Genomic DNA, 23,908 nt, shown 5'->3' on the forward strand with positions numbered 1-23,908 from the left:
GGAGCCGTATCAGAGGTTTGACGCCAGAGATCATTCAATTTTTCGCGGGGAGGCGACAGAATGCTCTGAACTATAGGAATCGTCAGCCGCTGGAAACTTTTAGGATGACTTCGGTATCATCTTGACCCGCTCCTTCCGTGGCGGAGTCACGAGGTCCTGCAAATTCGTTCAGTAAAGGCCCGATGAACGTTGCTTGATAAGCCATAAATGGGACAGGCGCATACGATTATCACATGGTGGAAGAGGCATCGGACGCCTTGAGTCCCGGTACGCACCTCCGACGCGAGCTCGGGTTGCCGGCAGTCACTCTCTCGGGCGTAGGGATCATCCTTGGAGCCGGGATCTATGCCCTGCTCGGGGAGGCGGCCGGCATGGCCGGCAACGCCGTCTGGCTGACGTTCGCTATCGCCGCTGCCATCGCTGCTTTCAGTGCCCTGAGTTATGCCGAGCTTTCATCGATGTATCCCCGCGCAAGTGCTGAATTCGAGTATGTCTCGCATGCCTTCGGGAGAAAGCTTGCGTTTGTCGTCGGGTGGCTGATCATCCTCTCCGGCATCCTGGGTGCCGCAACCGTATCGCTCGGGTTTGCCGGCTACTTCTCGGACCTCGTCGGCTTGCCTCTCCTCCTCTCCGCGATCCTGATCATCCTCATCCTTGCCGGGATACTCTTCTCCGGCATCAAGGAGACCGCCCGGGTCGCCATCATCCTGACGCTCATTGAGGTTGGGGGTATCGTCATGGTCATCCTGATCGGCCTCCCGCACCTCGGAGAGGTGAACTATCTTGAGATGCCTCAGGGGATCCCCGGTCTCCTGCGGGCGTCGGCACTTGTCTTCTTTGCCTATATGGGATTTGAGGAGATGGTAAAACTCTCGGAGGAGACCAAAAATCCGGAGCGGACTATCCCCATTGCCCTGATCATCGCGCTTGGCATCTCCGTTCTCCTTTATATCCTGGTCTCGCTCGCCGCCGTCTCGGTCGTCGGCTGGGAGCAACTCGCCGCCTCCCGGGCACCATTCGCCGACGTTGCATCCATCTCTCTCGGTCCCGTCGCGTTCACCGTTATCTCCGTTATCGCTCTCTTTGCCACCGCGAATACCGCTCTCCTGATGATGATGGCATCGTCCCGGATCATCTACGGCATGGCCTCCGAGTTCTCGCTTCCTGCGGTCTTCGCCCGGGTGCATTCCCTGACCCGGACCCCGTGGACGGCCATCATTGCCGTTGCCCTCGCCACCATGGTCTTCCTCTTTGCCGGCGAGATTGACTTTGTCGCGAACGTCGCCAACTTCACGCTCTTTGTGACGTTCGTCGTCATCAACGCATCCGTGATCCTGCTCCGCTACCGTGCGCCGGATGTTGAGCGGCCGTTCCGGATACCGGGAGCCATCGGGTTCTTGCCGATCATCCCGGTTGTCGGGATCATCGCATGTCTCTTCCTCCTCACCCAGCTGGATCGCCTAGTACTGCTGGTCGGCGGGACCCTGATCGTTCTCGGTATCGGGATTGCACTGGCAGGGGAGCGGCGGTTCCGTGGCGCGGCGGCACGATAGCCCAATATATTATATAGAAGTGCTATACTCCGATAGAGTTCCTTTCGAGAATCTCTATACTCCTCGTCTCCTACCGGGTATACATGACAGGCCAACCGTCTGTACGGCGCAGCGGTGCGCTCCTGGTGGTTCTTGCGCTCCTTGCTGTCTCTGTAACGCTTATTGCCGGCTGTACGGCAGGTACCGAAAACGAAACGCCGGGAGGGGACGAGATTTCCGGAACTCTCTCGGTCACCGGCTCGACGACCGTTCTCCCGATTGCTCAACGGGCCGCCGAGACATTCATGGCCGACCACTCCGGTGCTGATATCCAGGTCAGCGGCGGTGGGTCCAGTGTCGGCATCCAGGCTGTCGGTGAAGGCACCGCAGGCATCGGCATGGCTTCCCGGGACCTGAAAGATGCTGAGAAGGAGAAATACCCGGACCTTGTCAAGCACACCGTTGCCATCGATGGTATTGCAGTCATCGTCAATCCGGGGAACGCCGTTAACAACCTGACCCTCGATCAGATCCGGGGCATCTACAACGGCACCTACACGAACTGGAACCAGGTCGGCGGATCGAACCAGCAGATCGTCGTCGTCGGCCGTGACAGCGCTTCTGGAACCCGGGAATACTTCCAGGAGTTCGTGATGCAGAAGGAAGACTTCGTCAGCGGTCAGCTCGAGAAGAACTCGAACGGTGCCGTGACGCAGACCATCGCCCAGACCCCGGGTGCCATCGGCTACGTCGGGCTCGGTTACCTCGATAACACCGTGAAAGGCATTTCCGTCGGGACAGAGGGGGCCGCAGTTGCACCCACGATCGAGACCGTGAAGGCCGGGACATACCCGATATCGCGCGAAGTCTTCATGTTCACGAAGGGCGAGGCAACCGATCTTGCAAAGGGGTATATCGACTTCATCCTCAGCCCTGACGGTCAGGCGATCGTCGAAGAAGAGGGCTTTGTCCGGATCGACTGAGCCTCTCTTAAAACCCTCTTTTCTCAGGCGACGCTTTAGGATCAATATTCCCGGGTCATTTCAATGGGCGGGATACGGCCCCGGCTACTGAGATCAATAAATTCGGGCGGCGGTGAAGTAACTGCAAACTCAAGAGTTGCCTCCGATGAGGGAGGGGTTTTCGTCACCGCCGTGGGACATACCCTTCGGGCTGGTGGCCGCCTAACTCCCTCTCTACTCACCGGCCCGATAACGCTCGATCGGCCCGACCGCTTCCAGTCTTCCATCGTTCAGGACGGAGACGGCACCGTGGCCGCAGGCGACCAGGCACCGGCGCCCATACGGGGCGAATATTTCATTTTGCTTTTGAATCAACTCAAGCAACGCCTTGCGTTCCCGGCGTGCACACTCGCTGTCGACGTTAACCGACGTCACCAGAAAATCAGCGAGCGAATTGTAGCGTTTCCGGTCCTCATCGAGACTCCCAAAGTTGATCAATGTATCGGCGGTGAAGATGATCCCGTGATCGGGGCAGAAGAGATAGATCTGACCGTGCATATGTCCGCCCAGTGACTCAAGGACCTCGAACTCAAGGTCATGGACCGTGAATCGGGCAAGGATGGGAAAGATCGACCGCATGCCGATCGGCTCCTCCGGGAAGAGTTCGGGGTTCTCCGGCGGAGCGAAGTGCGAGAAGAGGTTGATGACGGTCGTGTAGACCTCTTCGAGGATCGAGGTCTCGTTGCGCGAGCCGTAGGCCCGGTTCGCCCGGCGGATGATCTCCAGGGACCCGGTGTGCGTATACGCCGTTGCGTCAAAGAGCCCCCCCGCCCCGCAGTGGTCTGCGTCGGCATGAGTGATGTAGACCCGTTTGATCTTCTTGATGTCCCCCAGGCCGTAATGCCGGAACATCCGCACGGCGTCCTCGTGGTAGATCCCGTATCCGGTGTCTACCATGACGGTCTCGTCCGGGGCCCGGAGCAGGAAGATGTTCCCGCCGCCCGGCATCTGAAAGCAGAAGACCTCGACGTTGTCGCTGACCGGGATACGCTGAACGTCCGCGTAAAACTGGTCTCCGGTAGTGTTTTTAAGCGTTCTTCCCGTAAGCAGGATGCTCTCAAAGACCTCTCGCGGGTCCTGCCCGCGGCTGTTGAGTTCCTGGACGATGTGGTTGACATCCTGCAGGAAGGAGAGCAGGAACCCGTCCTCGGCCGTACCGATCAGCCCCCGCACTGCCTGGGTGAACCTGACGTAGAAGACGGTGTCGTCGAGTCTCTCGCCGGTCGTGTCGTACTCGAGGATCTCGAGGCGGTACCGTGACTTCAATCGGTCGAGCAGGTTCTCCACGATCACGGTCTCTTCGACGTTTAAACTGATGGTGACACGCCCTGAGTCGCATCTTCGGTGCTCCTGCTCCGGTTCTACGAACCCTCCCAGGTCGCACCGCCGGTCGTCAAAGTCGATATAGGCGATGTTCGCCCCCGCCCCGGTGATGTAGGTGAGGAGGTCGAAGAGCGACCCGGGCTCGTGGGGGAGGTATACGGAGAACTTGAGGAACCCGAGCATAGGGAGCGTTTCCTGGAGGTAGCCGATCGCGTGGAGATCTTCCTTCATCCGGCAGTAGGTCTCCGGTGTGGCGGTCACCTCGAAGAAGACCGTGGCGGGGTCGATCCTGCGGTCGTACTGGATGCGGACGATGTTGCCCGCGTAAGATTTGACAATCTCGGCTGCGCGGTGCAGCGCTCCCGGTTTGTCCGGCATTCTGGCGATGAAGGAGTATTTGTTCACCCGATTCACCTAATTTGATTTCGTACACGTGAGCTGTCGCCCTATATGCGCTTTTTTGGTCGGGTCACGGCCCGGTGACCTTCGAGCGCACCTCCCGCGCCCAGGCACGAACGGCGTCCCGGTCCCGGAAGTCTCCCGTCTTTGCCCGGGAAAGTTTGATGATGGTGCGGTCCGGGAAGGAGAGGCTCCCGTCCTCCAGTCTCCCCGGAAAGAGCCCGATGTCCACCGGGTTTAAGAGCATCCTGACCTGGTCCATTGATGCTTCAGCCTTCCGGAGGGTGTCGGGGTCCCCGTCTGCAATCGTCAGCCCCACCGCAAAGTAAGCGACCGGTATGGTGCGCAGGCGCTTCTGGTGCTGTTCAATGAAGACCTGCGGCTCCGGGAGCCATTTTCCCATGTATATCGGACTCCCGATGATGACCGCCCGGTACGGGGAGAGGTCACGGACTTCGTCGACCGGCCTGACATCAACCGCTTCGCCGGCCTTCCGGAGTTCGTCGCCGATCGCCTCCGCTACCTCTGCGGTCGAGCCGTAGCGGGTGGCATAGGCAACAAGAAATCTATCCGCCATGATACAGTTATCTCTCGTTCAACCGGTCTTATTCGTTGCGGGAGGTACGGGTTAGGTTCTTATGGATTGATCCCCATTTAAGGTCCGATGACGACGAGAGAAGAGGGTGCCGGAACATGGTATCACAGAGGGCAGGCTTTCTGCAACTCCGGGAACTACAACAAGGCGGTCGTCTGCTACGATAAAGCCCTTGAACTTTCCCCCGACGACCCGGTTCTCTGGAGGCGGAAAGGCTTCGCTCTCATTAAGTCCTGCAACTACGCTTCGGCGGCAGCCTGTTTTGACCGGGCGCTTGAGATCGACCCGGAGAATGCGGGCGCCTGGCAGAGGAAAGGATACGTTCTCGCTCAACTCGGCGATCACAGCGGCGCCGTCGCCTGCTACGACGAAGCGCTCAGGCTGGACCCGCACCATGTCCTCGCCTGGCAAAGTCGGGGCTGGGTGCTTGAAGCCATGTGCAGGTACGATGAAGCGGCAGCCTGCTACGAGGCGGTCCTTGAGATCGACCCGGATCGCAGGTCTGCAGCCTGGCACCGAGAGCGTATGCGCGAGAGGGGGAACCTCACGGCGCTTGCATCCGAGATCCGGGAGGCGGAGCGGCTCGTCGAGGTCCCGGCCTGCGTCCGGGACGTGGTGACCGAACAGGACTTTGATAACGTCGATCTGGCCCGGGCGGTGCTTCGGGAACTCGCCCGGAGGGGGAAGAGGCCGGTTGCTCCCCGTCCGTGAATTTCCGGAGTCTATCCCGCCGGCGCGGGCGTGATCGGGTACGGTTCCCGGCCTCCGCCGTCCGTCTCGATTGCCGCCGGGATTCTTCCCGGTCGTGTTCGAGACGTTTGAGGACCTCGTTAATCCGGAGTATCTGTTCATGGATCTTCCCGGCGATTACTCTCTCTTCCATAAGGTCTGTTTCGGCCTGGATCACCTGCAGGGGGTCGCGGATGCGACCGATGAAGACCGCGAACGTATCTCTGGCAGACTTTATCGGGACTTCGACGGCGAAATGCACGGGATGTCGTCGATCTAACGATGCCGGACGTAACATGTGCGGGTCGGAGAGCCCGGAGGGGGATCGATCGCGTCTCCGGCCGGGATCACGGATCTTTAATTCCTTTTTTGTCCTCTTCCAAAGACCGGTGTTTTTCTTCATCGAATCGCCGCGTGTTCCCGGACATCCTCCTCTATCGTGGCTCCGAAGAGGCATCGCCTTCCCTGCCGTCGGGCATTTTGCCATCTGCTCCCCCCTCTGGAATTCCTAACGCTTCGATGAGCGCCTCCTCGGAGACCCCGAGTTTTGCTGCCGCAACAGCAAAGGTGGTCTGTCCCTCGCCCGGTTCACCAAGTGCTGTCCGGAGTTCCTCTTCGGTGACTCCGAGTGCGGCAGCAGCGGATGTCAGGTTCATCTGAGGCTGTCCGCGCTGTTCTGGAAACGTTCCGTTCGGCTGGAACGAGGTGTTCATCTGCGGTGCTCCCGTGCCTTCCGGTTGGACTCCTGGAGGTTGCGCTCCGTCGTCCGTACTCGTACACCCGCATACGGTTACAAGAGCGACGAGAGCGGCGATTGCAAATATACCTGCCATCGGTAGTTTCATCGTCCCTCCCCCTCACCGCTCCCTGCGCCCTCTTCCCGGATGGCCGGGGGGGTCACAGCCGATGCCCGGTCCGGCTGAGGTTCCTGCTCTGCAGGGAATGTCCCGTCCGGTCGACACGCATCATTCGTCTGCGGTGTTTCCGTCCCTTCCGGTGGCAGCCCTGCAGGCTGCTGTTCTTCGCTCGCGTTCTTAAACCCGCACGCGGCTGCAAGGGCGTGAACGGTGCGAGTGATGATTTCGAAAATGTTTGTCGGTTCTTTCGTAGTCATACTCTGATCTCCATTTACAATGATTTTTTCTCTGGTCCTTACGCTATTCGGCCCGTAACGCCTCGATCGGGTCGAGATTCGATGCCCGCCACGCAGGGTAGACGCCTGTCGCGATGCATATCGCGGCGCCGATGGCCATGGCCATCGGGACGTAGACGATACTCCCCGGTGCGAAGAAGTAGTCGGCGGTGCCGACCATGCCGAGCACGACGATGTAGCCGATGATGATGCTTGCAACGGCACCGATGACCGCCCCGACGAGCCCGAGGATTCCCGCCTCGTAAACGAACATCCGCAGGATTTCGGCTCGCTGCGTCCCGATGGAGCGGAGAATTCCGATCTCACGCACCCGTTCGTTCACCGACATCATCATCACGTTGAAGATCGAGACCGCGGCAACGAGGAGCGAGATCCCCGCAATCGCCATCACGAATGTCGTCATCGTGGAGACCGTCGAGGTGATGCTCTCCATCATGCGGCTGCTGTCCTGGACGGTGACGGTATCCTCTTTCCTGTTGAGCTCGTCTTCGATCGCCGTCTTGACCGTGTCGATATTGGTCAGATCGTTCACGACGACATTGATCTGATCGTACTCGCCCTCGCCGCCGTACATCCCGACGAAGAGTTTATCGCTGCCGATGATTGCCATGTCCGTGTTGAGGTCCATGGACATTCCACGCTCCTCGAGGATACCGACGACCCGGACGGTTGTTGTGGCCCCTTCGTCGGGGTCGCCGATGTCGATCTTGCTCCCTACCTTGAGGTCGAGCCGTTCGGCGAGCGTCGGCCCGACCACCACCGAGGTCGTGCTCTTGGGGTACTCTCCCGTCTCGACGGTGAGAATCTCACGCATGACCTCCGGGTCGAGGCCGTAGATCGTCGCCCGCCCGGTATCCGACCCGACCTCGATCTCGTCGGACTCGGATCTGATGGTGTACGCGGTACCGTACTTCGCGACGATGCGCTGGATATCCCGGAACTCGTCCTCGGTGATCGCGTCTTCGTCGTCGGAATTTCCACCGCCGGGTCCTCCCATCATACCGCCTCCACCTCCGCCTCCGCGGTATGCGGTAACGGTGAGTTTGTTTGCCATATCGGAGAGTTCTTCCGTGACCGAGAGCGTCATGTTTACCCCCATCATCCCGATCGAGGCGATGGCGACGACACCGATCACGATGCCGAGGGCGGCGAGGACCGATCGGAGGAAATGAAGCCGGACGCTTCTTGCCGAGAGCGCAAAGATGATATCCTTTCTGATCATGCCACTCTCCCGTCCCGTATCGTGATCGTCCGGTCCGCGTATGTGGCGGTCTCCGGGTTATGGGTCACCATGACGAGCGTCCGGCCCCGGTTATGGAGGTCTGCAAGGATCTCCATGATCTGGAGGCTCGTCTGCGAGTCCAGGTTTCCGGTCGGTTCGTCGCAGAGGAGGATCGCCGGGTCGTTGACGAGCGCTCTTGCGATGGCGATCCGCTGCTGCTGGCCCCCCGACAGTTCGCTGGGCTTATGGGTCGAGAGGGATTCGTCGATCCCTACGAGGGAGAGGAGATCTCTCACCCGTCCGGTATCGTCGTTTTTGCGGTGTTTCATGATGTAGGGGTACTCGACGTTCTCGTAGGCGGAGAGAAGGGGAATGAGGTTGAACTTCTGGAAGATGTAGCCGATGGAAGAGAGCCGGAGGCTGGTCAATTCCCGGTCGTCCATCTCCCGTGTGTTCTTTCCGGAGAGGAGGAGGTTGCCCGACGTTGGACGGTCCAGGCACCCGATCTGGTTGAGAAGGGTCGATTTGCCCGACCCCGACGGCCCCATGATGGCCACGAACTCCCCCTCGTCGATGGTGAGGGATATCCCCTTCAGTGCCGTGACGTCGCCTGCCGGGAGAGGGTAGATCTTCGTGACGTTATCGAGTTCGATAACCGGACTGCTCATGGATCTTCATCCCCGGATGTTACTTCCGGACCCGCGTAAGGATCTTTCCGAGGTAACCCTTCCGCCATGCGACGGCGACAGCCACGCACCCGATGAGCGCGAGGAGGATCTCGACGACCGGGATCTGCGCAAATCCGCCGCCGAACGATCCGAACATGCCCATCCCTCCTCTTCCGTTGCCCGGGCCGCCGCCGGGTCCGGCCGGGATCTCACCGCCCGCGCCCGTCTGCGATGCCCGTTCTGCGGAGGAGACGGTCACGGTCTCGGTGAAGATGTTGCCGTCTTCATCCCGGTACTGAACGACGAGCGGGATGGAGGATGCGTCCTGTGCATTGCACGTGACTTCGAAACTTGAGAAATCGTCCGGCTCCAGGCCGCCGACCACATAGACCGGGTAGGGATCGGTCGGGATCGCCGGGTCCTCGACGGTGACCTTGACTGAATATGCGTCTTTCAGTCCGGCGTTGGTCACGTCTCCGGTTAACGTGACCGTGCCGCCGCTTTGGACGACCTCAATGTTGTTGACCACGATATCCGGTTCGACCGTTCTCTGGCCTATTTCTACGGGTATGGTCAGGGTGGCGTGATGCTCGTTGATCCCGTTCCGGTAGGAGACGTCGAAGGTGAGTTCGGTAGACTGCGACGCTGTAATCTCGAACGAAGCGTTCTTTTCCTCATCCGGCGCCAGAGCCCCGAGGAAGACGGCTGTCTTGGGGGTCCTGACGCCTTCGCCGGTCGCAGTGACGGTTACGCCGTTCACGCTGCCTTCGCGGGGGTTTCCGACGGACAGGACCACGGTGTCTTTGCTGTTTGCCGGATAGGTCTCCGGAGCGTCGATGACGGAGACCCGGAGATCTGTGCTCTCGACCGTCACCGGAATAGAGTAGCGGACGCTCCCGCTGTTCTGGAGGTCCAGATAGAAGACCGGGTAGTAGATGCCGTCCGCAGTATCGGCTCTCACGGTGAACGTGAACGACATGGTGTTCCCGGGACCGATGACGCCCACTGCATCGTAGGTCTTGTCGTTGACGACCGAGATCCCATAGGGTAGCAGTTCAGCCCTGTTGACGGCAACGCCTGTCTCTCCTGTGTTTTTGACTTCAACCGTCACCGTGCCCGTATCCCCGCGCATGAGCGTGTCGGGACTGACGGTGACCCCGGTGACTGCGATCTGTGCTTCCGCCGACGTTGTCTCGGCCGCCGCAGCGGCGCCCACGAGCGCCGACAGAAGGAGGAGGAGAATGCATAGGTTTCGCCTCATTATCTCTGTCTCCGGCGCGTTGTGGTATCTGCATGAATCTCACGGCATAGATGCTGTTCCGGCATTGTTCCGGTGGTTTTCATGTTTTCACTCTCTTGGTTAACTGCTTCGTTGTCGTGCCCGGGTATCTGCGGGGCTTTCGACAATGTAATGTACATTTTACATATTGTTATTTATTGGTTACTAATTGGAGAAAATCGAGACATAATGGATCGTAAACTCGACATTCTCGCAAAAACGTTCGGGTTTCATCTCTCTTGGGATGCAAGAACTGTTGGAGGTGATCCCGCACGGGAGGTGGCGGAGCGTGAAATGCGCTGTACCCCAGGATGCGGCACAGCGGTGATCCCGTGCGGGGCGGCGGAGTTATACCGTCACGTTCGGTATAGTGTACATTTTGTTATTAAAACGTTACTGTCTCCCGGGTTTTTCCATGGGTCGGAGTCTGTCTCGACGAGGTCGTCCCAAAACACCTCAGCCGGGAGGGGGAAACCCAATCGCACCTAGCGGTGCTCATGCACCCGCCGTTCCGCCGGGCGCACCTCCCGATCCCTCACTCGAAGACCTCCGGTCTTCTCAAACTCCTGCCGTACCGGCAGTCGTTCCCCGCGTGGCGATACCCGGAGGGAAGCCGTGTCAGCAATTTGACACCAAAAATTGCTCAATTCCTCCCGAGGATGTGTCAAAATACTCTGAACGATATGAATCTTCAGCGCTAGATACTTTTGGGGTGACTTCGACACTTCCCGGTGAGACATGAGCAGACGCCGGGAATCTGGAGGGATCGTTTCGACGGATCAGGTTCTCCCTGCCGCATCGCTGTAGATGAAGATATCCTCGATGGCGACGCCGAAGAACCGGGCGATCTTGAAGGCGAGCTCGAGCGACGGATCGTACTTCCCTTTCTCGATGGCGAGGATGGTCTGTCGGGTGACGCCGAGTTCGTTTGCGAGCCCTTCCTGGGTGAGGTCGTGCATCGCCCGGTAGACCTTAATCCTGTTCTTCATCGGTATCCCAGTCTCCGTACTTGCGCGCGTAGTATTCCCTGAATCCGACATACAGGAAGATCATCAGGCAGAGCAGCGCCATCTGGAGGGTAGCAAAATTGCCGATGACCGGGAACTCGAACATGTCGGGAGGGGCCGTGCCGGGAGAGCCCGGCGGGTGGGGAGGACGCAGTCCGAGCGGCCTCGAAAACGCAACGACCGCGCTTCCGAGGTTGACCGCAAAGAAGATCACCCAGAAGATTTCCAGGGTCCGGAGCGCTGCTTTCTCTGTGATCAGCGCCGTCCGTTCGTCCTCGATCCTCTCTTCGACCGTCCTCCGCGCTCCGTAGATCAGGAGGACGCCGAGGACGAACGCAACCTGGATCAGGAGCGGCTGCTCACTCTCCACCGAGAGCCAGAAGATGGCAACCTCGGCGAGCGCAACGATGCCGGTCAGAAGGTAGAACGAGTTTTGTTTCATAGACAGCCGTTGTCTATGATCTTGTGCATTTCGTTATTAAGGTTTAACTTTCCATCCCCGATCTCTCGACCATGGACTTCTCGCTCCCCCCTCTTCATCCTACAGGTTAAATGGGCGCACTCCCTTATCCTATAACCAGGAAACTCCATGATTACCTCGTCTGTACGTCCCGGTTCGATTCTCGAAGAGACCCTTGAAGAGATCCAGACAATCCTTGGGAGCGATTTTGACTCCATCACCGTGGAGAGGGTCGTGATCGGGATCTTCTTTACCGGCGTGAAACTCAGCGACGGCTCCGGTGGCCTCTGCTTTACCCCGATAAAAGAGATCCCGGAAGCGGTCTGCTGCCCCAGCTCAGCCCGTGCCATGCCGTATCCGGGCCGGTTCACGGGGCGAAGCGCCGGGGAGTTTCTCCGCGACCTCCCCCGTGCGCCGCCGCTCAAAAAAGCGGTCGGTATTGCAATCTTGAACGCACTTTCCGAATCCTGCTGGAAGCGCCGGCCCGAAAGGGAGTATATCCGGGAGAGCGGGCGGGACGTGCTCGATACCGTGCCGCTGCCTGAAGACGGGTATGTCGTGGTGGTGGGGGCGCTCGTGCCGATCATCCGGCGGCTCAAAGCGCGAGGAAAGCCTTTTGGGATCCTCGAACTCGACCTGCGCACATTGAAGCCCGACGAACTGCCCTATGCCGTCCCTCAGGATAAAGCGGATGCGGAGACCCGCAGGGCCGACATGCTCGTCATCACCGGCACCACCCTCCTCAACAACACGCTCGAGCCCCTGCTTTCCCTCGCCCGGCCCGGTGCTTCCATCGTCGTCGTCGGGCCGACCGCCAGCATGCTCCCGGATGCATTCTTCCGGCGCGGCGTGACGATACTCGGAGGGGATAGCGTCACCAGCCCCGACGACCTGCTCGATATGATCGCAGAGGGCGGTTCCGGGTATCATTTCTTCGGTAAGTCCGCGGAGAAGACGATCGTCCGCCGTTGTCCCGTGATCCGTTAGCAGGGGGGTCCGGCCATCCGATCGCGACTCGATCCGCCGCCTTCCGTCGAGGGGCAGTGAAAAAATGGCTCGCAGTTCTGTGCCGAAGTCCCGAAGTCCCGTTCCGGAAAGGTGAAAAGCGGCGGCCGAACTTTTATCCGGCCACGTCTTTTGTTAGCGTTAGTTAATTAACATTGTGGGTATTATTTAAGATAATTAATTAACTTTGAAAAAGAACCAGTACCTATCCATGGTTGATGCAGTACCGACGAGATCGCCTCTTACAGGACCAGACGGCGCTACATCGGCGGATCAGTTGCACACGGCTGATGCGGTATCAGCCCCGTCCGTGTCGGATCGGGACCTCCCCAACTACCTGCTTCGGTTCGTTCTTCTGGTAATTGCCGTCGCTCTCTGCGTCATCCTCTCTTTTGTCGTCGGCAGATTCTCGATCGGCATCTCCGACGTTATTCTTATTCTCCTCTCGTCGGTCTTTCAATTCGTCATATCGCTGAATATCCCGATTCTCTGCGATATTGTTCAAATTCTCCTCTCGCCGATCGTTCCCGCGACGGAGGCCTGGGACGATGCGATGTACAGCGTTGTCTTCAATATCCGCCTGCCGAGAATTCTTGCGGCACTTCTCGTCGGGGCCGCCCTGTCGACGGCCGGCGCCGCATACCAGGGAATGTTCCAGAACCCTCTTGTCTCTCCCGATATTCTCGGGGCATCCGCCGGTGCCAGTTTCGGCGCAGCTCTTGCCATCTACTTTTATCTCGGGACCGGGGCGATTACGATCTTCGCATTCGCCGGCGGTCTTGTCGCGGTCGGCGCTGCGTATGCGGTCAGCCGCCTGACGAGGGGAAACACCACCCTCAGCATGGTCCTTGCCGGTATCCTTGTCGGCAGTCTCTTCACCGCATCTACCTCCTACATCAAACTCATCGCCGACACCAATGATCAACTACCGGCCATCACCTACTGGCTGATGGGCAGCCTTGCCGGCGCGACCATGGAGGACGTATATTTTGCGGGCGTGGTAATTCTTCTCGGCCTCGTCCCCCTGTTCCTGCTCCGCTGGAGGATGAACGTCCTCACCCTCGGCGAAGACGAGGCAAAGAGCATGGGAATCAACACCGACCTGCTCCGGCTGATCGTGATCATCTGCGCAACGTTCGTTACAGCAGTCGCCGTTTCCATCTCCGGCATCATCGGCTGGGTCGGCCTCGTGATTCCGCACTTCTGCCGGATGCTCCTCGGCTACGACTACCGGAGGGTCATTCCTGCGGCAATCATTATGGGCGGCGGGTTTCTGCTGCTGGTGGATGATTTCGCCCGGACGATTGCGACCACCGAGGTGCCGCTCGGCATTCTCACCGCGTTTGTCGGAGCGCCGATCTTTGCCTATCTCTTGATGATGGGAGGGAGACGATTATGAGCCTGGAAATTTCTCACCTGAGTTTTGCCTACAGCAGACGTACCCGCCTGGTGCTGGATGATGTCTCGTTCTCGGTGAAGAAGGGGGACCTCCTTGCCGTGCTCGGACCGAACGGTGTCGGGAAGAGCACGATGTTCCGGTGTATTCTCGGATTCTTGCGAAACTATAAGGGGAGCATTCGGCTGAACGGTAAGGACATCAGGACTCTCGACCATAAAGAGATTGCAAAGCATATCGCCTATATTCCTCAGTCAACGTATCCGGTATTCAATTACACGGTGCTTGATGTGATCCTGATGGGGACTACCAATCAGCTGAATCTGCTTTCGGTGCCCGGTCAGAAACAGATCGACGAAGCCTATGCGGCGATGGATAATCTCGGTATTACCCATCTCCGGAATGCGGGATACGGGGAGATCAGCGGCGGGGAGCGGCAGCTTGCTCTGATCGCCCGGGCGCTTGTGCAGAAGGCAAGGATTCTGATCATGGACGAGCCGACGGCAAACCTCGACTACGGCAACCAGTTCCGGGTGATGTGCCGGATATCGGGCCTCGCCCAGGAAGGCTACATCATTATTCTCTCGACCCACAACCCGGACCATGCATTTTTGTACGCGAACCGGACGTTGATGATCTACGGCGGGAAGGTGATCGCCGACGGAACGCCGGAGGATGTTCTGGATGCAAAACTGATCCGGGATGTCTACGGCATGGACGTACATATTGAGGAATGCCAGTGCGGTTCACGCCACCACCGGCTCTGCATTCCCATCATCGGCGCTACCGAGAAATACGGGTAGTCCTTTGTTAATATATTATCATTTACTTATACGACATTATAACATATCGTCTTTAATACTGTCGCACCCTGATCATAGTATATATCATTCCCGTTTCGGGAGGTGCGTGTGTGAAGACAGTTGCGAAAATACTCATGGTCCTCGTTCTCCTCTCCGGCACCGCCGTCGCATTCTGCAGCGCCGCTGCCGAAGAAGAGGATACCCGGACCTTTGTCGACGATGTCGGCCGGGAGATCACCCTGCCGGTTACGATAGACGCGGTTTCGCCGTCCGGCCCTCTGGCCCAGATCGTGCTCTACTCGCTCGATCAGGACCTCTTCGTGAGCGTCTCCAGTGAGTTCACCGGCGCCCAGGCAAAGTACATCGATCCCCGGCTTCTGACGCTTCCTGTCACCGGTCAGTTCTACGGCTCCAAGGCTTCGACCATGAATCCGGAGTCGATCATGGAGCTGAACAAGCAGCTCAACATCGATGTGGTTCTGGATATCGGGGAGGCCAAGCAGACCATGAAGGCGGATCTCGATGATATGCAGGCAAAAACCGGGGTTGTATTTGCATTTGTCACCCAGAACAAACTCGAAGATATTCCCGCTTCGTATGTGAAACTCGGCGAACTTCTCTCCCGCCCGGAACGCGGTCAGGAGCTTTCCGACTATGTCTCCGCGCTTCTTGCCGAGTTTGATTCCGGTATGAAGGAGATCGGCGATGATAAGAAGTCCCTGATCTATGTAACCGCCATCGACGGCAATTCCGTGTCCATGATAGGAGAAGGGTCGTATCATGCCGAGGTTATCGATTATGTCGGCAACAACCTCGCCAAACCTGCGACGACGAGCTCCGGGACGGGCGACGGCTACACGATGGAGGACATCCTTCAGATGAATCCCGACTACATCATCGTGGGGTACGTCGACGGGCACGCCTACTACAACAAGATCATGTCCGACCCGATGTGGCAGTCTCTCTCCGCGGTCAGGAACGGAAACGTCTATGAGGCGCCTTACGGTCCGTACAGCTGGATGGGGGGGCCGCCGTCGATTCAGCGGCTGCTGTCGATGATCTGGCTCGGCAACCTGATGTATCCGGATGTCTTCGACTACAACATCGATGATCGCGTCAAGGAGTTCTACTCGCTGTTCTTCAGATACGATCTGACGGATGCGGAGCTGAACGACCTGATGGTTTATGCAAAGCCCGCGCCGGCATCCGCGCCGACCGGGGCAGCCGCAGCGGCACAGACCTCCGCGGCAACGCAGGCAACCGCGACGACAGAGGCTCCGGCCCCGCTGTTCGGCGTTCTTGCCGGTCTCGCCGCAGCGGCGGCTGTTGCCGGGAGGGGACGCAACCGGTGAGGGATAGCGGCATGGCGGTTGACTACATCTCGCTCTGGAATGAGCAGCAGGAGGCGGCGAACCGCCAGAAACAACTCTGGAACGACGGCAGAAATTTCTGGGAAGACCCGGAGAACATCGGCCGGTTTGTGGACCGGCTGATGAACGGGGACCGGTCGCGCATCGAGGGCCAGATTGCGGCGATGCAGATCCCGGCAGGGTCTACGGTGCTCGACATCGGGGCCGGTCCCGGGACGCTTGCCGTCCCCCTTGCTCTTGCGGGCTGCAGGGTTACGGTCGTGGAGCCGTCCGCCGGGATGCGGGCCGCGATGAAGGATTACCGGGAGATGACCGGCGCCCCGGAGATCCGCGAGATCCCTTCCCGGTGGGAGGATGCGGACCCTCTGGAGGTGGGGGTGCACGATGTCGTCGTCGCTTCGTTCTCCCTTGCGCTGGACGATATCGGCCCTTCCCTTCTGAAGATAGACTCGGCGGCGAAGCGGTCGGTGCATCTGTTCTGGTTTCTGACGCCGCCTGCATGGACCAGAGCGAACTTCTGTCTCTGGCCGAAGCTTCACGGAAGCGAGTTTACTGCCGGACCGACGGCGGATCTCCTCTGGAACTGCCTGTGTCAACTCGGGATTTACCCGGATGTAACGGTCGAGCATGTGGACAAAGGGCAGCGCTACCCGACGGAGGAGGAGATTGTTGCCGACTACTGCCGGCGTCTTTATGCCCGCGACGACCGCCAGCGGGAGATCGTTGCCGCATTCGTGCACGAGAGAGTCGTGCGGACAGAGACAGGGTTCTGTATTCCGGGAGTTTCGAAGACGGCCCATATCCGGTGGGAGAAGTAACTATTCCCCGACCTCTGTTTTAGTAAACATATTTTGAGTGATTTTTCTGGAATAATAAGCAAGTTTGATTAATTTTTGGAACTTTCTCTTAGGTAGTATGTGTTGCGAAAATCCCGGCACGCCAGGTGCCGCAATCGACTACGTCCGCCTGTGGGACGAACAGCATGCCCGTTCTCTTGCACAAAAAGAGAGAATGGGCGAAGGCCGCGGGAAGTTCTGGTCGGATCAGGATGTGGTCGACCGGTTTGTCCGTAAGGTCATCTCGGGAGACCGGTCCCGTATTGAGAATCAGATTGCCGAGATGCGGATCCCGCCGGGTTCGTCGGTTCTGGATATCGGCGCGGGTCCCGGGACCCTTGCGGTCCCTCTTGCACTTATGGGCTGCAGGGTTACGGTTGTAGAGCCGTCGGCTCCTATGGGTGCGGCGATGGACAACTACCGCCGGCTGGTGAATGCTCCTCCGATCCGTGAAATCCGCAGTTGCTGGGAGGATGTCGATCCGGCGGATGCGGGAGTGCACGACGTTGTTGTTGCCTCCCGGTCCCTTGTCATGGGCGACATCCGCGACAGTCTCTTGAAGATGGATGCGGCGGCGGAGCATGCGGTGCACCTGTACTGGTTCCTTTCTCCTCCGTTTGCTTCGGGAGGAAACGCCGAACTCTGGCCGCTACTGCACGGGGAGCCGTACTGCGGCGAAGCGGACGCCGATATTTTATGGAATGCTCTCTGTCAGCTGGGTATTTACGCGAACGTGCATGTTGAGACGCGGGACAGAACCCAGCGCTATGCCGGACTCGAAGAACTGAGAGAGGACTATTACAATCATCTCTCCGTAAAGGAGGACTGGCAGCGAGAGATTGTCGATGCGTTTCTCCTTGAGCGGGCGGTTCCGGACGGTTCCGAGTATGTTGTCCCGGGCCGTTCGCGAACGGCCCATATCTGGTGGGAGAAGTAGGTGATCTGTTCTTCCGTGAACGGGGCCCGGTGCTCGTTCCTCTCTTTTCCGGGAGGGGTGACGGAGCGTCCCCGTCGGACGCGGCGTCGTCCCGGGTGCACCGTTCATCACCCCCGGTCCCGAAACGAGGAGACCTGTCTTACCTTCCGGTGCCTCATCATGGGAAGGCGGAAGAAGGGGCGGTACGAGGCGAGGTCCTCCGGTTTCACGCGGGAGGCACCGGGGCCGGGCGTGCATCCTGGGAGAAACAGCAAGGGGCGGGGCGAGGACGGCACCCCCGCTCGCCCCTTCCCGGGGTATGGCACATCGCCCCGGGGTGGCTCCGTTTGATCCAGGAATTGCAGGTGCCCGGAGATGTTACCTTGGCGAAGAGGTTTTTTGGATCTCATTATCTGTGATGCACCACTGAGAGGTGACATCATACTAGTAGTTTAAGTTAAAGCATTTAACTTTAACTGTTTGTATATTTATTGTGATTTACATGCGGGGCGGGATCGGGTAGATTCGAGAGCCCCGATCCGACCGCTGCATCGCTAGGTGCGGCGGGTGCCCCCCTCTCCCGGCTGCCTCCCTCCGGATAAGGCGCGGTTCGGTTCAGGCCGATCTTTCCTCTACTGCGGCGGGGTCCTGTCGGTTCGAAGAGAAAAAACGATCCGGGGCGTTTTCCCGCGGTGCAGGCATCCGGTTCCGGACCCTCGGGGAGATCCCGGCCGCAGGTACCGGAGCGGAGGCCCGGGATTTTGTCGGGTTCGAGGATATACGACACTATCTCGGACTTTAACCATACGCCTGGCGGACAATACCTCACGATGGATGTGGGGACATTCCGGTTGCACTCCAATGTCAATATAATTTATTTAACTTGATCAATAAGTAAACAAAATAATATTGATTTATATACGTTGGATGCACACCCATGCATATCTCCAGGGCTTCTCTTACCCCGGGGAATACAGAGGTGATTTGATGCAAAACAGAACAACCATGAAACGAAGGGATGATGCGGTTTCACCGGTCATCGGCGTCATGCTGATGCTGGTGGTAACTATCATTATCGCCGCGGTGGTGAGCGGGTTTGCGGGCGGTCTGGTGACCTCGCAGGAACCCGTCCCGTCGGCGAGCTTTGATGTCAGCCTGACGGATGATAGTATCGACCTCACAGTACGGTCGATCTCCGAGGAGGTCTCCTCCAAAGACATCGCGATTGTTCTTTCGAAAACTGGGCAGATGCGAAAACTGGTGCCGGGAACATCAACAGTACCGTTCGGATTTAACATCGTAGAACGGCCTGTAAAGGGCGAGGACGGTACAATCAACGGAACAGGTTTCCACGACAACGAAAACGTTACGATCGCTAGTAATAACTCCAAAATATCAGGAAATTATGCAGCAAATGCAAGCAATTCGATACAGTGGTTTGGAAATTATACCCTGAAAACCGGCTCAAGAATGAGCGCCTCTACTCATGCATTTGTAGATGTTCTTGGGGTACCGCTTCCTGCCGGTTTCAGTAAACTTTCATACACAAAAAGCGAGTTTCTCGATCTAACCGATGACCAGTGGAAGGAAGTATTTGGCGAGACCGTGACTGCAGGTGGGGGAGATAAAAACAATACTGCTGTCCTTTCAATCAAATCGGGGCAGAAGATTACAGATAAGAGTCTTGGTGAGTTCCTAGCAGGAAAAGGGTTTGCAACCGAGAAGAATGGCGTATATGAAGCAGCGCAGCAATTCTGGGTAGAAGCCACTGATACTAAATGGAAGTTCGGACAGACGATCGTGTACAACAGCGACGGCGATGGTAATGGAGGTATCACCGTATCTCCCGGTGACCGCGTCACCGTGACGATTGTCCATACCCCGTCGGGCCAGAGCATGTTTACGAAAACCGTTACGGTGAAGGAGGCATAACGATGAATGCGAGAGAAGAATCACGGGATGCAGCGGTATCGCCGGTCATCGGCATCATGCTGATGCTCGTCGTAACCATCATCATCGCAGCGGTAGTCTCCTCCTTTGCGGGAGGGCTGGGTACGACAAAAGATACCACACCGACGGTCACCTTCAATGCAGACCTGAGTGTGGCGGACGGTCTTACCATAACGTGTCTCGGCGCCACTCCCGGCAAGAACGTGAATTTCGACGTCTGTGTCGGCGACAGCAACTACTACAGAGTTGGAATGGGCAGCACGTCTACATTTACCCCTGGAACAAGTCTTATCTATCCTGCAAAGAAACTTACGCAGGGATTTACCGATGCGTTTGGGGAATTTGACGGGTATGAAGGAACCGGGATGTATGTGCCGAATCCGAGCTTTATCGGAAAGACCTACGCTATCCAGTTGATTGATGGGGATTCCGGCACCACCATCGGGAAGGCATACGCCGTTCTCACGGCATAACTACTCAACTACCAACCCAACCTTTTTTTGGGATGCACGCCCCCGCCTCTCAAGCAGCGACCACGGCATACGTTCGCTGTCCTAGCGTTCCCCTGAGACTGCCAGGGAAGCGCCCTTGTCGGGAGAGAACTGCAGAGCCGTGCAACAGAGGATCACCCTCAGATCAGCCGGAAATACCCTGATAACCGGAACAGGTTGAATTTTCTGGCAACCTCCCATGCCGACCTTCATTTGCGGACCCCCTCACCACCCGCACACATCAAGCAAAATTCATTTACAACTCCGTTTTGTTAATGGAAATTATAAAAATTAATCAAATCGAAAATCCATACCATAGTACCATGTCAACAGAGAAACGACGCTCTTATTTCGCACCGATGTTTCGCAGGATGATGATGATCGCCTTCCTGTACAGCTTCCTCGTCACATCCACCGTGTCCGCAATGGAGTATGTTCTCAACGCCGCCTCCATCGAACAGTTCAAAGGCGGCATCCGCTACGATGGAGAGGACGAACTCATCATCGAGATCGAGGATGACGTCACTATCTCCAGCAACAGCAATGTCGGCATCGAATCTACGGCTCCGGTAACGATCAGAAGTCCGGCGGGCAGAACGCTCACCATCATCGTGGACAGCGATGAAGAGTTCCTCTACGGGATCAAGGCCCCTTCCATCACAATCGAGAGCGGACGCATCGATATAACCGTCCACGGCGAGAACAGCAGCGGCAGAAGCAATGCCTTCGGAATCTGTGCGGAGTCGGGCAACGTCACGATCTCCGGCGGATCGGTATTCACGACCGTCGAGACGCTGCTGGGCTGCTTTACGACATGCACGCCTTCCGATCTCCGGCGGATCGGTATTCACGACCGTCGAGACCGCAAGCCACAAGAACAAAGGGATCTACGCCCTACGCTTCATCAATATCTCCGGCGGTCTCGTAAACACCTCCCAGCGCGGCGGCAACAACACTTTCGGTCTCGACGGAGGCGAAGTGGAGACTGAAAACGCGGACGACGGCGTTATTATATCAGGCGGGCAGGTTGTCGTAAACTCGAGCGGGGGCGCGGCCAGAAACTACGGCATCGACTCCAAGTTCGGGACCGTGAAGATCTCCGGTGACGCCGTCGTTTTCATCCACGAGGACGAGAGCGGCAGAGCGGATAACTTTGCGTACAACGAAAACGTCACGACGATCTCCGGCGGAAACGCGGTGGTGTTCGCATCCGTTGGAGGGCATTACATCCTCCGCGAAGACGCGATCCTCACGCAGAATGCAACGCTGCTCCCCGGCGGGACGTTCGAGATCCCGGCCGGCCGGACACTTGGGCTCTCCGGAGAAGCGTATCTGGCGCAGCCTGAAGGTGCGCCGCTCCTCTTCGGCGAAGGCTACGGTGCGTTCGAGTATGCCGGCTCCGTCTCTGGGGAGGACGGTATGACGGTCTACGCGGGCGAAGAGCCGGTACAGCAGGCTTCGGCTCCGGTGGCCGGACTGCTTGCAGGGTTGGGCGGGGCGGTCCTTCTTAGAAGGAAACAATAACCCTTTTTTTAAACGTATCATGGTGCGGAGCCTTTTCAGGAAAATATGAAACGTTCTGGATCGGATACAGATGATGGATGGGCGGGAAGCGTTTAGGAAGGTAGAGGCGCAGGTCCGGGCACTTACAGGGTATACCGCCGTCCGGAGCATCCCGAAGGGGTTCTCATTTGAACGGAAATATCTCCTCTCCTGCGGTGACAAGAAACGGTACCTGCTCAGGATCGTCTCGCTCCCCGACCCCGGGGCCCTGTCGCATAAGCAGGCGGAGTTCGAGGTCATCCGGCGGCTCCGGAACTACTCCCCCCTCATCCCCAACGCATATGCGTTCGGCACTTCCGACGATGAGAGCCTCTGTTTCATGCTGCTGGATTTCATGGAGGGAACCGATGGGGAGGCTGCACTGGACGGGCTGACAGAGCAGGACCAGTACCGGCTCGGTGTGCAGGCAGGGAGGGAGCTGAAGAGACTGCACGCGATGCTGGCACCGGTGGATCTGCCGGACAGGTCAGAAGCAGTCAGTGTGAAATATGCCCGCAAGGCTGCCGCGTTCGACGCACAGGGCCTCCGTCTTCCGGGGATCGACCGGACGTGCCTCGCCAGGTATATCCGGGAGAACATCTCCTGCATTCACGGCGCCGGCAGGACGTTCCTTCACGGCGATTACCATCCGGCGAACCTGATCGTTCGCGGCGGGCGGCTGACCGGGATCATCGATTTCAATCGATACGACTGGGGCGATCCTGTCCATGACTTTCTAAAGACAGCCTACTTCAGCCGCGCCATCAGCATTCCGTTCTCCGTGGGCCAGATCGACGGGTACCACGAAGGATCGGTCCCCTCCCTGTTCTGGAAGAGGTATGCGGTGTATTGTGCCCTGACGATCATTCCCGATCTCCTCTGGGCGCACGATTATGCCTGTAAAAGTGGTTCGCTGGACGAAATCGGGAGATCCGAGGCGAGAATACGGAGGATCTATGCCGACCACGAGGGCTTTGCGACGGATGTTCCTTGCTGGTACCAAGATTACGAGGGGTGAGGGAGGGAGGCTGGCGGGGTTCGGTCTTTTTGCTCCTGCTTCTTTCCGTGCAACCGCCGGAAGTCCGGGGTGCCGGTGTAGGTGTGCCGACCAGAATGCTACGGTCGTGCGCCGCTTCCATCTTCGCGTGAGGGCCATGTGTGATATCTCTCAACAATCTTCTCGATTTCAGACCTGAAACTCCTGTATTTACACAATAAAACACCGGCAGCTACGAATGATCCCCTGCTGCATGCAGATAGTTCTCCGAGGATGTTCTGCATGTCTCTCCCGACCTGGCGTTTCGCTGGCGATCTCAATGGAGCAGTAAGACAGCGAATGTATGCTGTGGTCGCTGCTTGAGAGGTGGGGGCGTGAGCCCCCCGAAAAAAAATGGTTTGGGTCGATGATCGGGCAGTTATGCCGTGAGAACGGCGTATGCCTTCCCGATGACACCGGAATTCTCGTCAATCAACTGGATGGTAAAGGTCTGCCCGTTAGCATTCGGGTTCAGCACGTAAAATCCGGTCATCTCATAACTATCGAACTCTCCATACGCATCGGTAAATCCCTTTTTAAGTTCGTCTGCAGGAATGTTGATACTTATCCCGGGACTAAAGGTAGACGTGCTGCCCGTTCCAACTTTATAGTAGTTGCTGTCGCCGACACAAACGTCGAAATTCACGCTCTTGCCGGGAGAGGCGCCGAGGCACGTTATGGTAAGACCGTCCGCTCTGCTCAGGTCAGCTTTGAAGGTGACCGTCGGCGTAGCCTCTTTTGTCGTACCCAGCCCTCCCGCAAAGGAGGAGACCACCGCTGCGATGATGAGGGTTACGACAAGCATCAGCATGACGCCGATGACCGGCGATACCGCTGCATCCCGTGATTCTTCTCTTGTACTCATCATTATGCCTCCTTTACCGTAACGGTCTTCGTAAACACGGTCTGGCCCGACGGGGTATGGACAATCGTCACGGTGACACGGTCTCCAGGAGATAATTTGGTGATACCTCCATTACCATCGCCGTACACGCTCGGCTGTCCCATACGCCAGTTAGTATCAGTGGTTTGTACATAGATGGAGCTCGTAAGGGTAGCCCCAGCCTCCTCGCTAGTTGCAAGTCCCTTGCCATATAAATGCGCAGCAAGATCGGCCTTCTCAATCGTCATACCACTATTTAGTTTAAGGACAGTATGGTCTGAACCCAGATCA

At 57.9% G+C, this 23,908-nt stretch carries 25 protein-coding genes and 1 pseudogene; 15 read left to right on the forward strand and 11 right to left on the reverse strand.

Going from position 1 to position 23,908, the window contains the following annotated elements:
* Positions 1-233: 233 nt before the first annotated feature.
* On the forward strand, positions 234-1,553 hold the full coding sequence (locus tag BP737_RS00980) for an APC family permease (protein ID WP_292407679.1): 1,320 nt from the start codon (positions 234-236) through the stop codon (positions 1,551-1,553).
* 83 nt (positions 1,554-1,636) lie between these two features.
* Complete coding sequence (locus BP737_RS00985; RefSeq protein ID WP_292407682.1) at positions 1,637-2,515, forward strand: phosphate ABC transporter substrate-binding protein; 879 nt, start codon at positions 1,637-1,639, stop codon at positions 2,513-2,515.
* A gap of 504 nt (positions 2,516-3,019) precedes the next feature.
* Here BP737_RS00985 and BP737_RS00990 read toward each other — a convergent pair.
* Together BP737_RS00990 and BP737_RS00995 are read right to left on the reverse strand one after the other, a co-directional pair.
* Positions 3,020-4,255 (reverse strand): annotated as a pseudogene (locus tag BP737_RS00990) (MBL fold metallo-hydrolase); the annotation flags it as partial.
* A 91-nt stretch (positions 4,256-4,346) separates the two neighbouring features.
* Positions 4,347-4,853, reverse strand: coding sequence for a flavodoxin domain-containing protein (locus BP737_RS00995; RefSeq protein ID WP_292407687.1), 507 nt, complete (start codon positions 4,851-4,853; stop codon positions 4,347-4,349).
* Positions 4,854-4,940: 87 nt separating this feature from the next.
* Here BP737_RS00995 and BP737_RS01000 point away from each other — a divergent pair, with 87 nt between their 5' ends.
* Positions 4,941-5,582, forward strand: coding sequence for a tetratricopeptide repeat protein (locus tag BP737_RS01000; protein WP_292407690.1), 642 nt, complete (start codon positions 4,941-4,943; stop codon positions 5,580-5,582).
* Positions 5,583-5,721: 139 nt separating this feature from the next.
* On the forward strand, positions 5,722-5,880 hold the full coding sequence (locus tag BP737_RS01005) for a hypothetical protein (RefSeq protein WP_292407692.1): 159 nt from the start codon (positions 5,722-5,724) through the stop codon (positions 5,878-5,880).
* 154 nt (positions 5,881-6,034) lie between these two features.
* Here the strand turns inward: BP737_RS01005 and BP737_RS01010 are convergent, their stop codons facing one another.
* The 7 genes from BP737_RS01010 to BP737_RS01040 all read right to left on the reverse strand — a co-directional run bounded on the left by BP737_RS01010 (position 6,035) and on the right by BP737_RS01040 (position 11,371).
* Positions 6,035-6,445 (reverse strand): hypothetical protein, encoded by a 411-nt coding sequence (locus BP737_RS01010; RefSeq protein ID WP_342685813.1) that lies wholly within the window; start codon positions 6,443-6,445, stop codon positions 6,035-6,037.
* Positions 6,442-6,714: a hypothetical protein gene (locus BP737_RS01015; protein WP_292407696.1), complete on the reverse strand. Its 273-nt coding sequence runs from the start codon at positions 6,712-6,714 to the stop codon at positions 6,442-6,444. The genes BP737_RS01010 and BP737_RS01015 overlap by 4 nt, the downstream gene beginning before the upstream one ends.
* A 43-nt stretch (positions 6,715-6,757) precedes the next feature.
* On the reverse strand, positions 6,758-7,975 hold the full coding sequence (locus BP737_RS01020; protein WP_292407699.1) for an ABC transporter permease: 1,218 nt from the start codon (positions 7,973-7,975) through the stop codon (positions 6,758-6,760).
* Entirely contained in the window at positions 7,972-8,643 is a 672-nt protein-coding gene (locus tag BP737_RS01025; protein ID WP_292407702.1) for an ABC transporter ATP-binding protein, read from the reverse strand. Before BP737_RS01025 ends, BP737_RS01020 begins: the two co-directional genes overlap by 4 nt.
* A gap of 19 nt (positions 8,644-8,662) precedes the next feature.
* The gene (locus BP737_RS01030; protein WP_292407705.1) at positions 8,663-9,904 is read right to left on the reverse strand and encodes a COG1361 S-layer family protein; all 1,242 of its coding nucleotides are present in this window, start codon (positions 9,902-9,904) and stop codon (positions 8,663-8,665) included.
* Positions 9,905-10,701: 797 nt separating this feature from the next.
* Positions 10,702-10,911 (reverse strand): helix-turn-helix transcriptional regulator, encoded by a 210-nt coding sequence (locus BP737_RS01035; RefSeq protein WP_292407708.1) that lies wholly within the window; start codon positions 10,909-10,911, stop codon positions 10,702-10,704.
* The gene (locus BP737_RS01040; RefSeq protein ID WP_292407711.1) at positions 10,895-11,371 is read right to left on the reverse strand and encodes a DUF2178 domain-containing protein; all 477 of its coding nucleotides are present in this window, start codon (positions 11,369-11,371) and stop codon (positions 10,895-10,897) included. Before BP737_RS01040 ends, BP737_RS01035 begins: the two co-directional genes overlap by 17 nt.
* 147 nt (positions 11,372-11,518) lie before the next feature.
* Here BP737_RS01040 and BP737_RS01045 point away from each other — a divergent pair, with 147 nt between their 5' ends.
* The 11 genes from BP737_RS01045 to BP737_RS01095 all read left to right on the forward strand — a co-directional run bounded on the left by BP737_RS01045 (position 11,519) and on the right by BP737_RS01095 (position 22,716).
* The gene (locus tag BP737_RS01045; RefSeq protein ID WP_292407715.1) at positions 11,519-12,376 is read left to right on the forward strand and encodes a DUF364 domain-containing protein; all 858 of its coding nucleotides are present in this window, start codon (positions 11,519-11,521) and stop codon (positions 12,374-12,376) included.
* 328 nt (positions 12,377-12,704) lie between these two features.
* Complete coding sequence (locus BP737_RS01050) at positions 12,705-13,793, forward strand: FecCD family ABC transporter permease (RefSeq protein ID WP_292407718.1); 1,089 nt, start codon at positions 12,705-12,707, stop codon at positions 13,791-13,793.
* Complete coding sequence (locus tag BP737_RS01055; RefSeq protein WP_292407722.1) at positions 13,790-14,593, forward strand: ABC transporter ATP-binding protein; 804 nt, start codon at positions 13,790-13,792, stop codon at positions 14,591-14,593. Before BP737_RS01050 ends, BP737_RS01055 begins: the two co-directional genes overlap by 4 nt.
* Positions 14,594-14,703: 110 nt before the next feature.
* A complete protein-coding gene (locus BP737_RS01060) occupies positions 14,704-15,945 on the forward strand; it encodes an ABC transporter substrate-binding protein (protein ID WP_292407725.1) in 1,242 nt (413 codons plus the stop codon).
* A gap of 11 nt (positions 15,946-15,956) precedes the next feature.
* Positions 15,957-16,781, forward strand: a complete 825-nt coding sequence (locus BP737_RS01065) for a class I SAM-dependent methyltransferase (RefSeq protein ID WP_292407730.1) — start codon at positions 15,957-15,959, stop codon at positions 16,779-16,781.
* Between the two features lie 97 nt (positions 16,782-16,878).
* The gene (locus tag BP737_RS01070; protein ID WP_342685814.1) at positions 16,879-17,736 is read left to right on the forward strand and encodes a class I SAM-dependent methyltransferase; all 858 of its coding nucleotides are present in this window, start codon (positions 16,879-16,881) and stop codon (positions 17,734-17,736) included.
* 906 nt (positions 17,737-18,642) lie between these two features.
* Positions 18,643-19,647, forward strand: a complete 1,005-nt coding sequence (locus BP737_RS01075; protein ID WP_342685815.1) for a type IV pilin N-terminal domain-containing protein — start codon at positions 18,643-18,645, stop codon at positions 19,645-19,647.
* Positions 19,648-19,649: 2 nt separating this feature from the next.
* Positions 19,650-20,138, forward strand: coding sequence for a type IV pilin N-terminal domain-containing protein (locus BP737_RS01080; RefSeq protein ID WP_292404979.1), 489 nt, complete (start codon positions 19,650-19,652; stop codon positions 20,136-20,138).
* Positions 20,139-20,479: 341 nt separating this feature from the next.
* On the forward strand, positions 20,480-21,145 hold the full coding sequence (locus BP737_RS01085; protein ID WP_292404976.1) for a hypothetical protein: 666 nt from the start codon (positions 20,480-20,482) through the stop codon (positions 21,143-21,145).
* Entirely contained in the window at positions 21,135-21,680 is a 546-nt protein-coding gene (locus BP737_RS01090; protein ID WP_292404973.1) for a hypothetical protein, read from the forward strand. Before BP737_RS01085 ends, BP737_RS01090 begins: the two co-directional genes overlap by 11 nt.
* A gap of 73 nt (positions 21,681-21,753) precedes the next feature.
* Entirely contained in the window at positions 21,754-22,716 is a 963-nt protein-coding gene (locus BP737_RS01095; protein WP_342685816.1) for an aminoglycoside phosphotransferase family protein, read from the forward strand.
* Positions 22,717-23,113: 397 nt separating this feature from the next.
* Here BP737_RS01095 and BP737_RS01100 read toward each other — a convergent pair whose 3' ends face one another.
* The gene (locus BP737_RS01100; RefSeq protein ID WP_342685817.1) at positions 23,114-23,599 is read right to left on the reverse strand and encodes a type IV pilin N-terminal domain-containing protein; all 486 of its coding nucleotides are present in this window, start codon (positions 23,597-23,599) and stop codon (positions 23,114-23,116) included.
* 2 nt (positions 23,600-23,601) lie between these two features.
* The coding region (locus tag BP737_RS01105) for a hypothetical protein (RefSeq protein ID WP_342685818.1) at positions 23,602-23,908 on the reverse strand (307 nt) is incomplete at its 5' end.

The sequence above is a fragment of the Methanoculleus sp. UBA291 genome, assembly GCF_002499755.1.
GTDB lineage: Archaea > Halobacteriota > Methanomicrobia > Methanomicrobiales > Methanoculleaceae > Methanoculleus > Methanoculleus palmolei.

Excerpts from the sequence above, each read along its gene's own strand:
- BP737_RS00980 (WP_292407679.1), top strand. The coding sequence starts at position 234 with ATGGTGGAAGAGGCATCGGACGCCTTGAGTCCCGGTACGCACCTCCGA.
- BP737_RS00985 (WP_292407682.1), top strand. The coding sequence starts at position 1,637 with ATGACAGGCCAACCGTCTGTACGGCGCAGCGGTGCGCTCCTGGTGGTT.
- BP737_RS00995 (WP_292407687.1), bottom strand. The coding sequence starts at position 4,853 with ATGGCGGATAGATTTCTTGTTGCCTATGCCACCCGCTACGGCTCGACC.
- BP737_RS01000 (WP_292407690.1), top strand. The coding sequence starts at position 4,941 with ATGACGACGAGAGAAGAGGGTGCCGGAACATGGTATCACAGAGGGCAG.
- BP737_RS01005 (WP_292407692.1), top strand. The coding sequence starts at position 5,722 with ATGGATCTTCCCGGCGATTACTCTCTCTTCCATAAGGTCTGTTTCGGC.
- BP737_RS01010 (WP_342685813.1), bottom strand. The coding sequence starts at position 6,445 with ATGAAACTACCGATGGCAGGTATATTTGCAATCGCCGCTCTCGTCGCT.
- BP737_RS01015 (WP_292407696.1), bottom strand. The coding sequence starts at position 6,714 with ATGACTACGAAAGAACCGACAAACATTTTCGAAATCATCACTCGCACC.
- BP737_RS01020 (WP_292407699.1), bottom strand. The coding sequence starts at position 7,975 with ATGATCAGAAAGGATATCATCTTTGCGCTCTCGGCAAGAAGCGTCCGG.
- BP737_RS01025 (WP_292407702.1), bottom strand. The coding sequence starts at position 8,643 with ATGAGCAGTCCGGTTATCGAACTCGATAACGTCACGAAGATCTACCCT.
- BP737_RS01030 (WP_292407705.1), bottom strand. The coding sequence starts at position 9,904 with ATGAGGCGAAACCTATGCATTCTCCTCCTCCTTCTGTCGGCGCTCGTG.
- BP737_RS01035 (WP_292407708.1), bottom strand. The coding sequence starts at position 10,911 with ATGAAGAACAGGATTAAGGTCTACCGGGCGATGCACGACCTCACCCAG.
- BP737_RS01040 (WP_292407711.1), bottom strand. The coding sequence starts at position 11,371 with ATGAAACAAAACTCGTTCTACCTTCTGACCGGCATCGTTGCGCTCGCC.
- BP737_RS01045 (WP_292407715.1), top strand. The coding sequence starts at position 11,519 with ATGATTACCTCGTCTGTACGTCCCGGTTCGATTCTCGAAGAGACCCTT.
- BP737_RS01055 (WP_292407722.1), top strand. The coding sequence starts at position 13,790 with ATGAGCCTGGAAATTTCTCACCTGAGTTTTGCCTACAGCAGACGTACC.
- BP737_RS01065 (WP_292407730.1), top strand. The coding sequence starts at position 15,957 with ATGGCGGTTGACTACATCTCGCTCTGGAATGAGCAGCAGGAGGCGGCG.
- BP737_RS01070 (WP_342685814.1), top strand. The coding sequence starts at position 16,879 with ATGTGTTGCGAAAATCCCGGCACGCCAGGTGCCGCAATCGACTACGTC.
- BP737_RS01075 (WP_342685815.1), top strand. The coding sequence starts at position 18,643 with ATGCACACCCATGCATATCTCCAGGGCTTCTCTTACCCCGGGGAATAC.
- BP737_RS01080 (WP_292404979.1), top strand. The coding sequence starts at position 19,650 with ATGAATGCGAGAGAAGAATCACGGGATGCAGCGGTATCGCCGGTCATC.
- BP737_RS01085 (WP_292404976.1), top strand. The coding sequence starts at position 20,480 with ATGTCAACAGAGAAACGACGCTCTTATTTCGCACCGATGTTTCGCAGG.
- BP737_RS01095 (WP_342685816.1), top strand. The coding sequence starts at position 21,754 with ATGGATGGGCGGGAAGCGTTTAGGAAGGTAGAGGCGCAGGTCCGGGCA.
- BP737_RS01100 (WP_342685817.1), bottom strand. The coding sequence starts at position 23,599 with ATGAGTACAAGAGAAGAATCACGGGATGCAGCGGTATCGCCGGTCATC.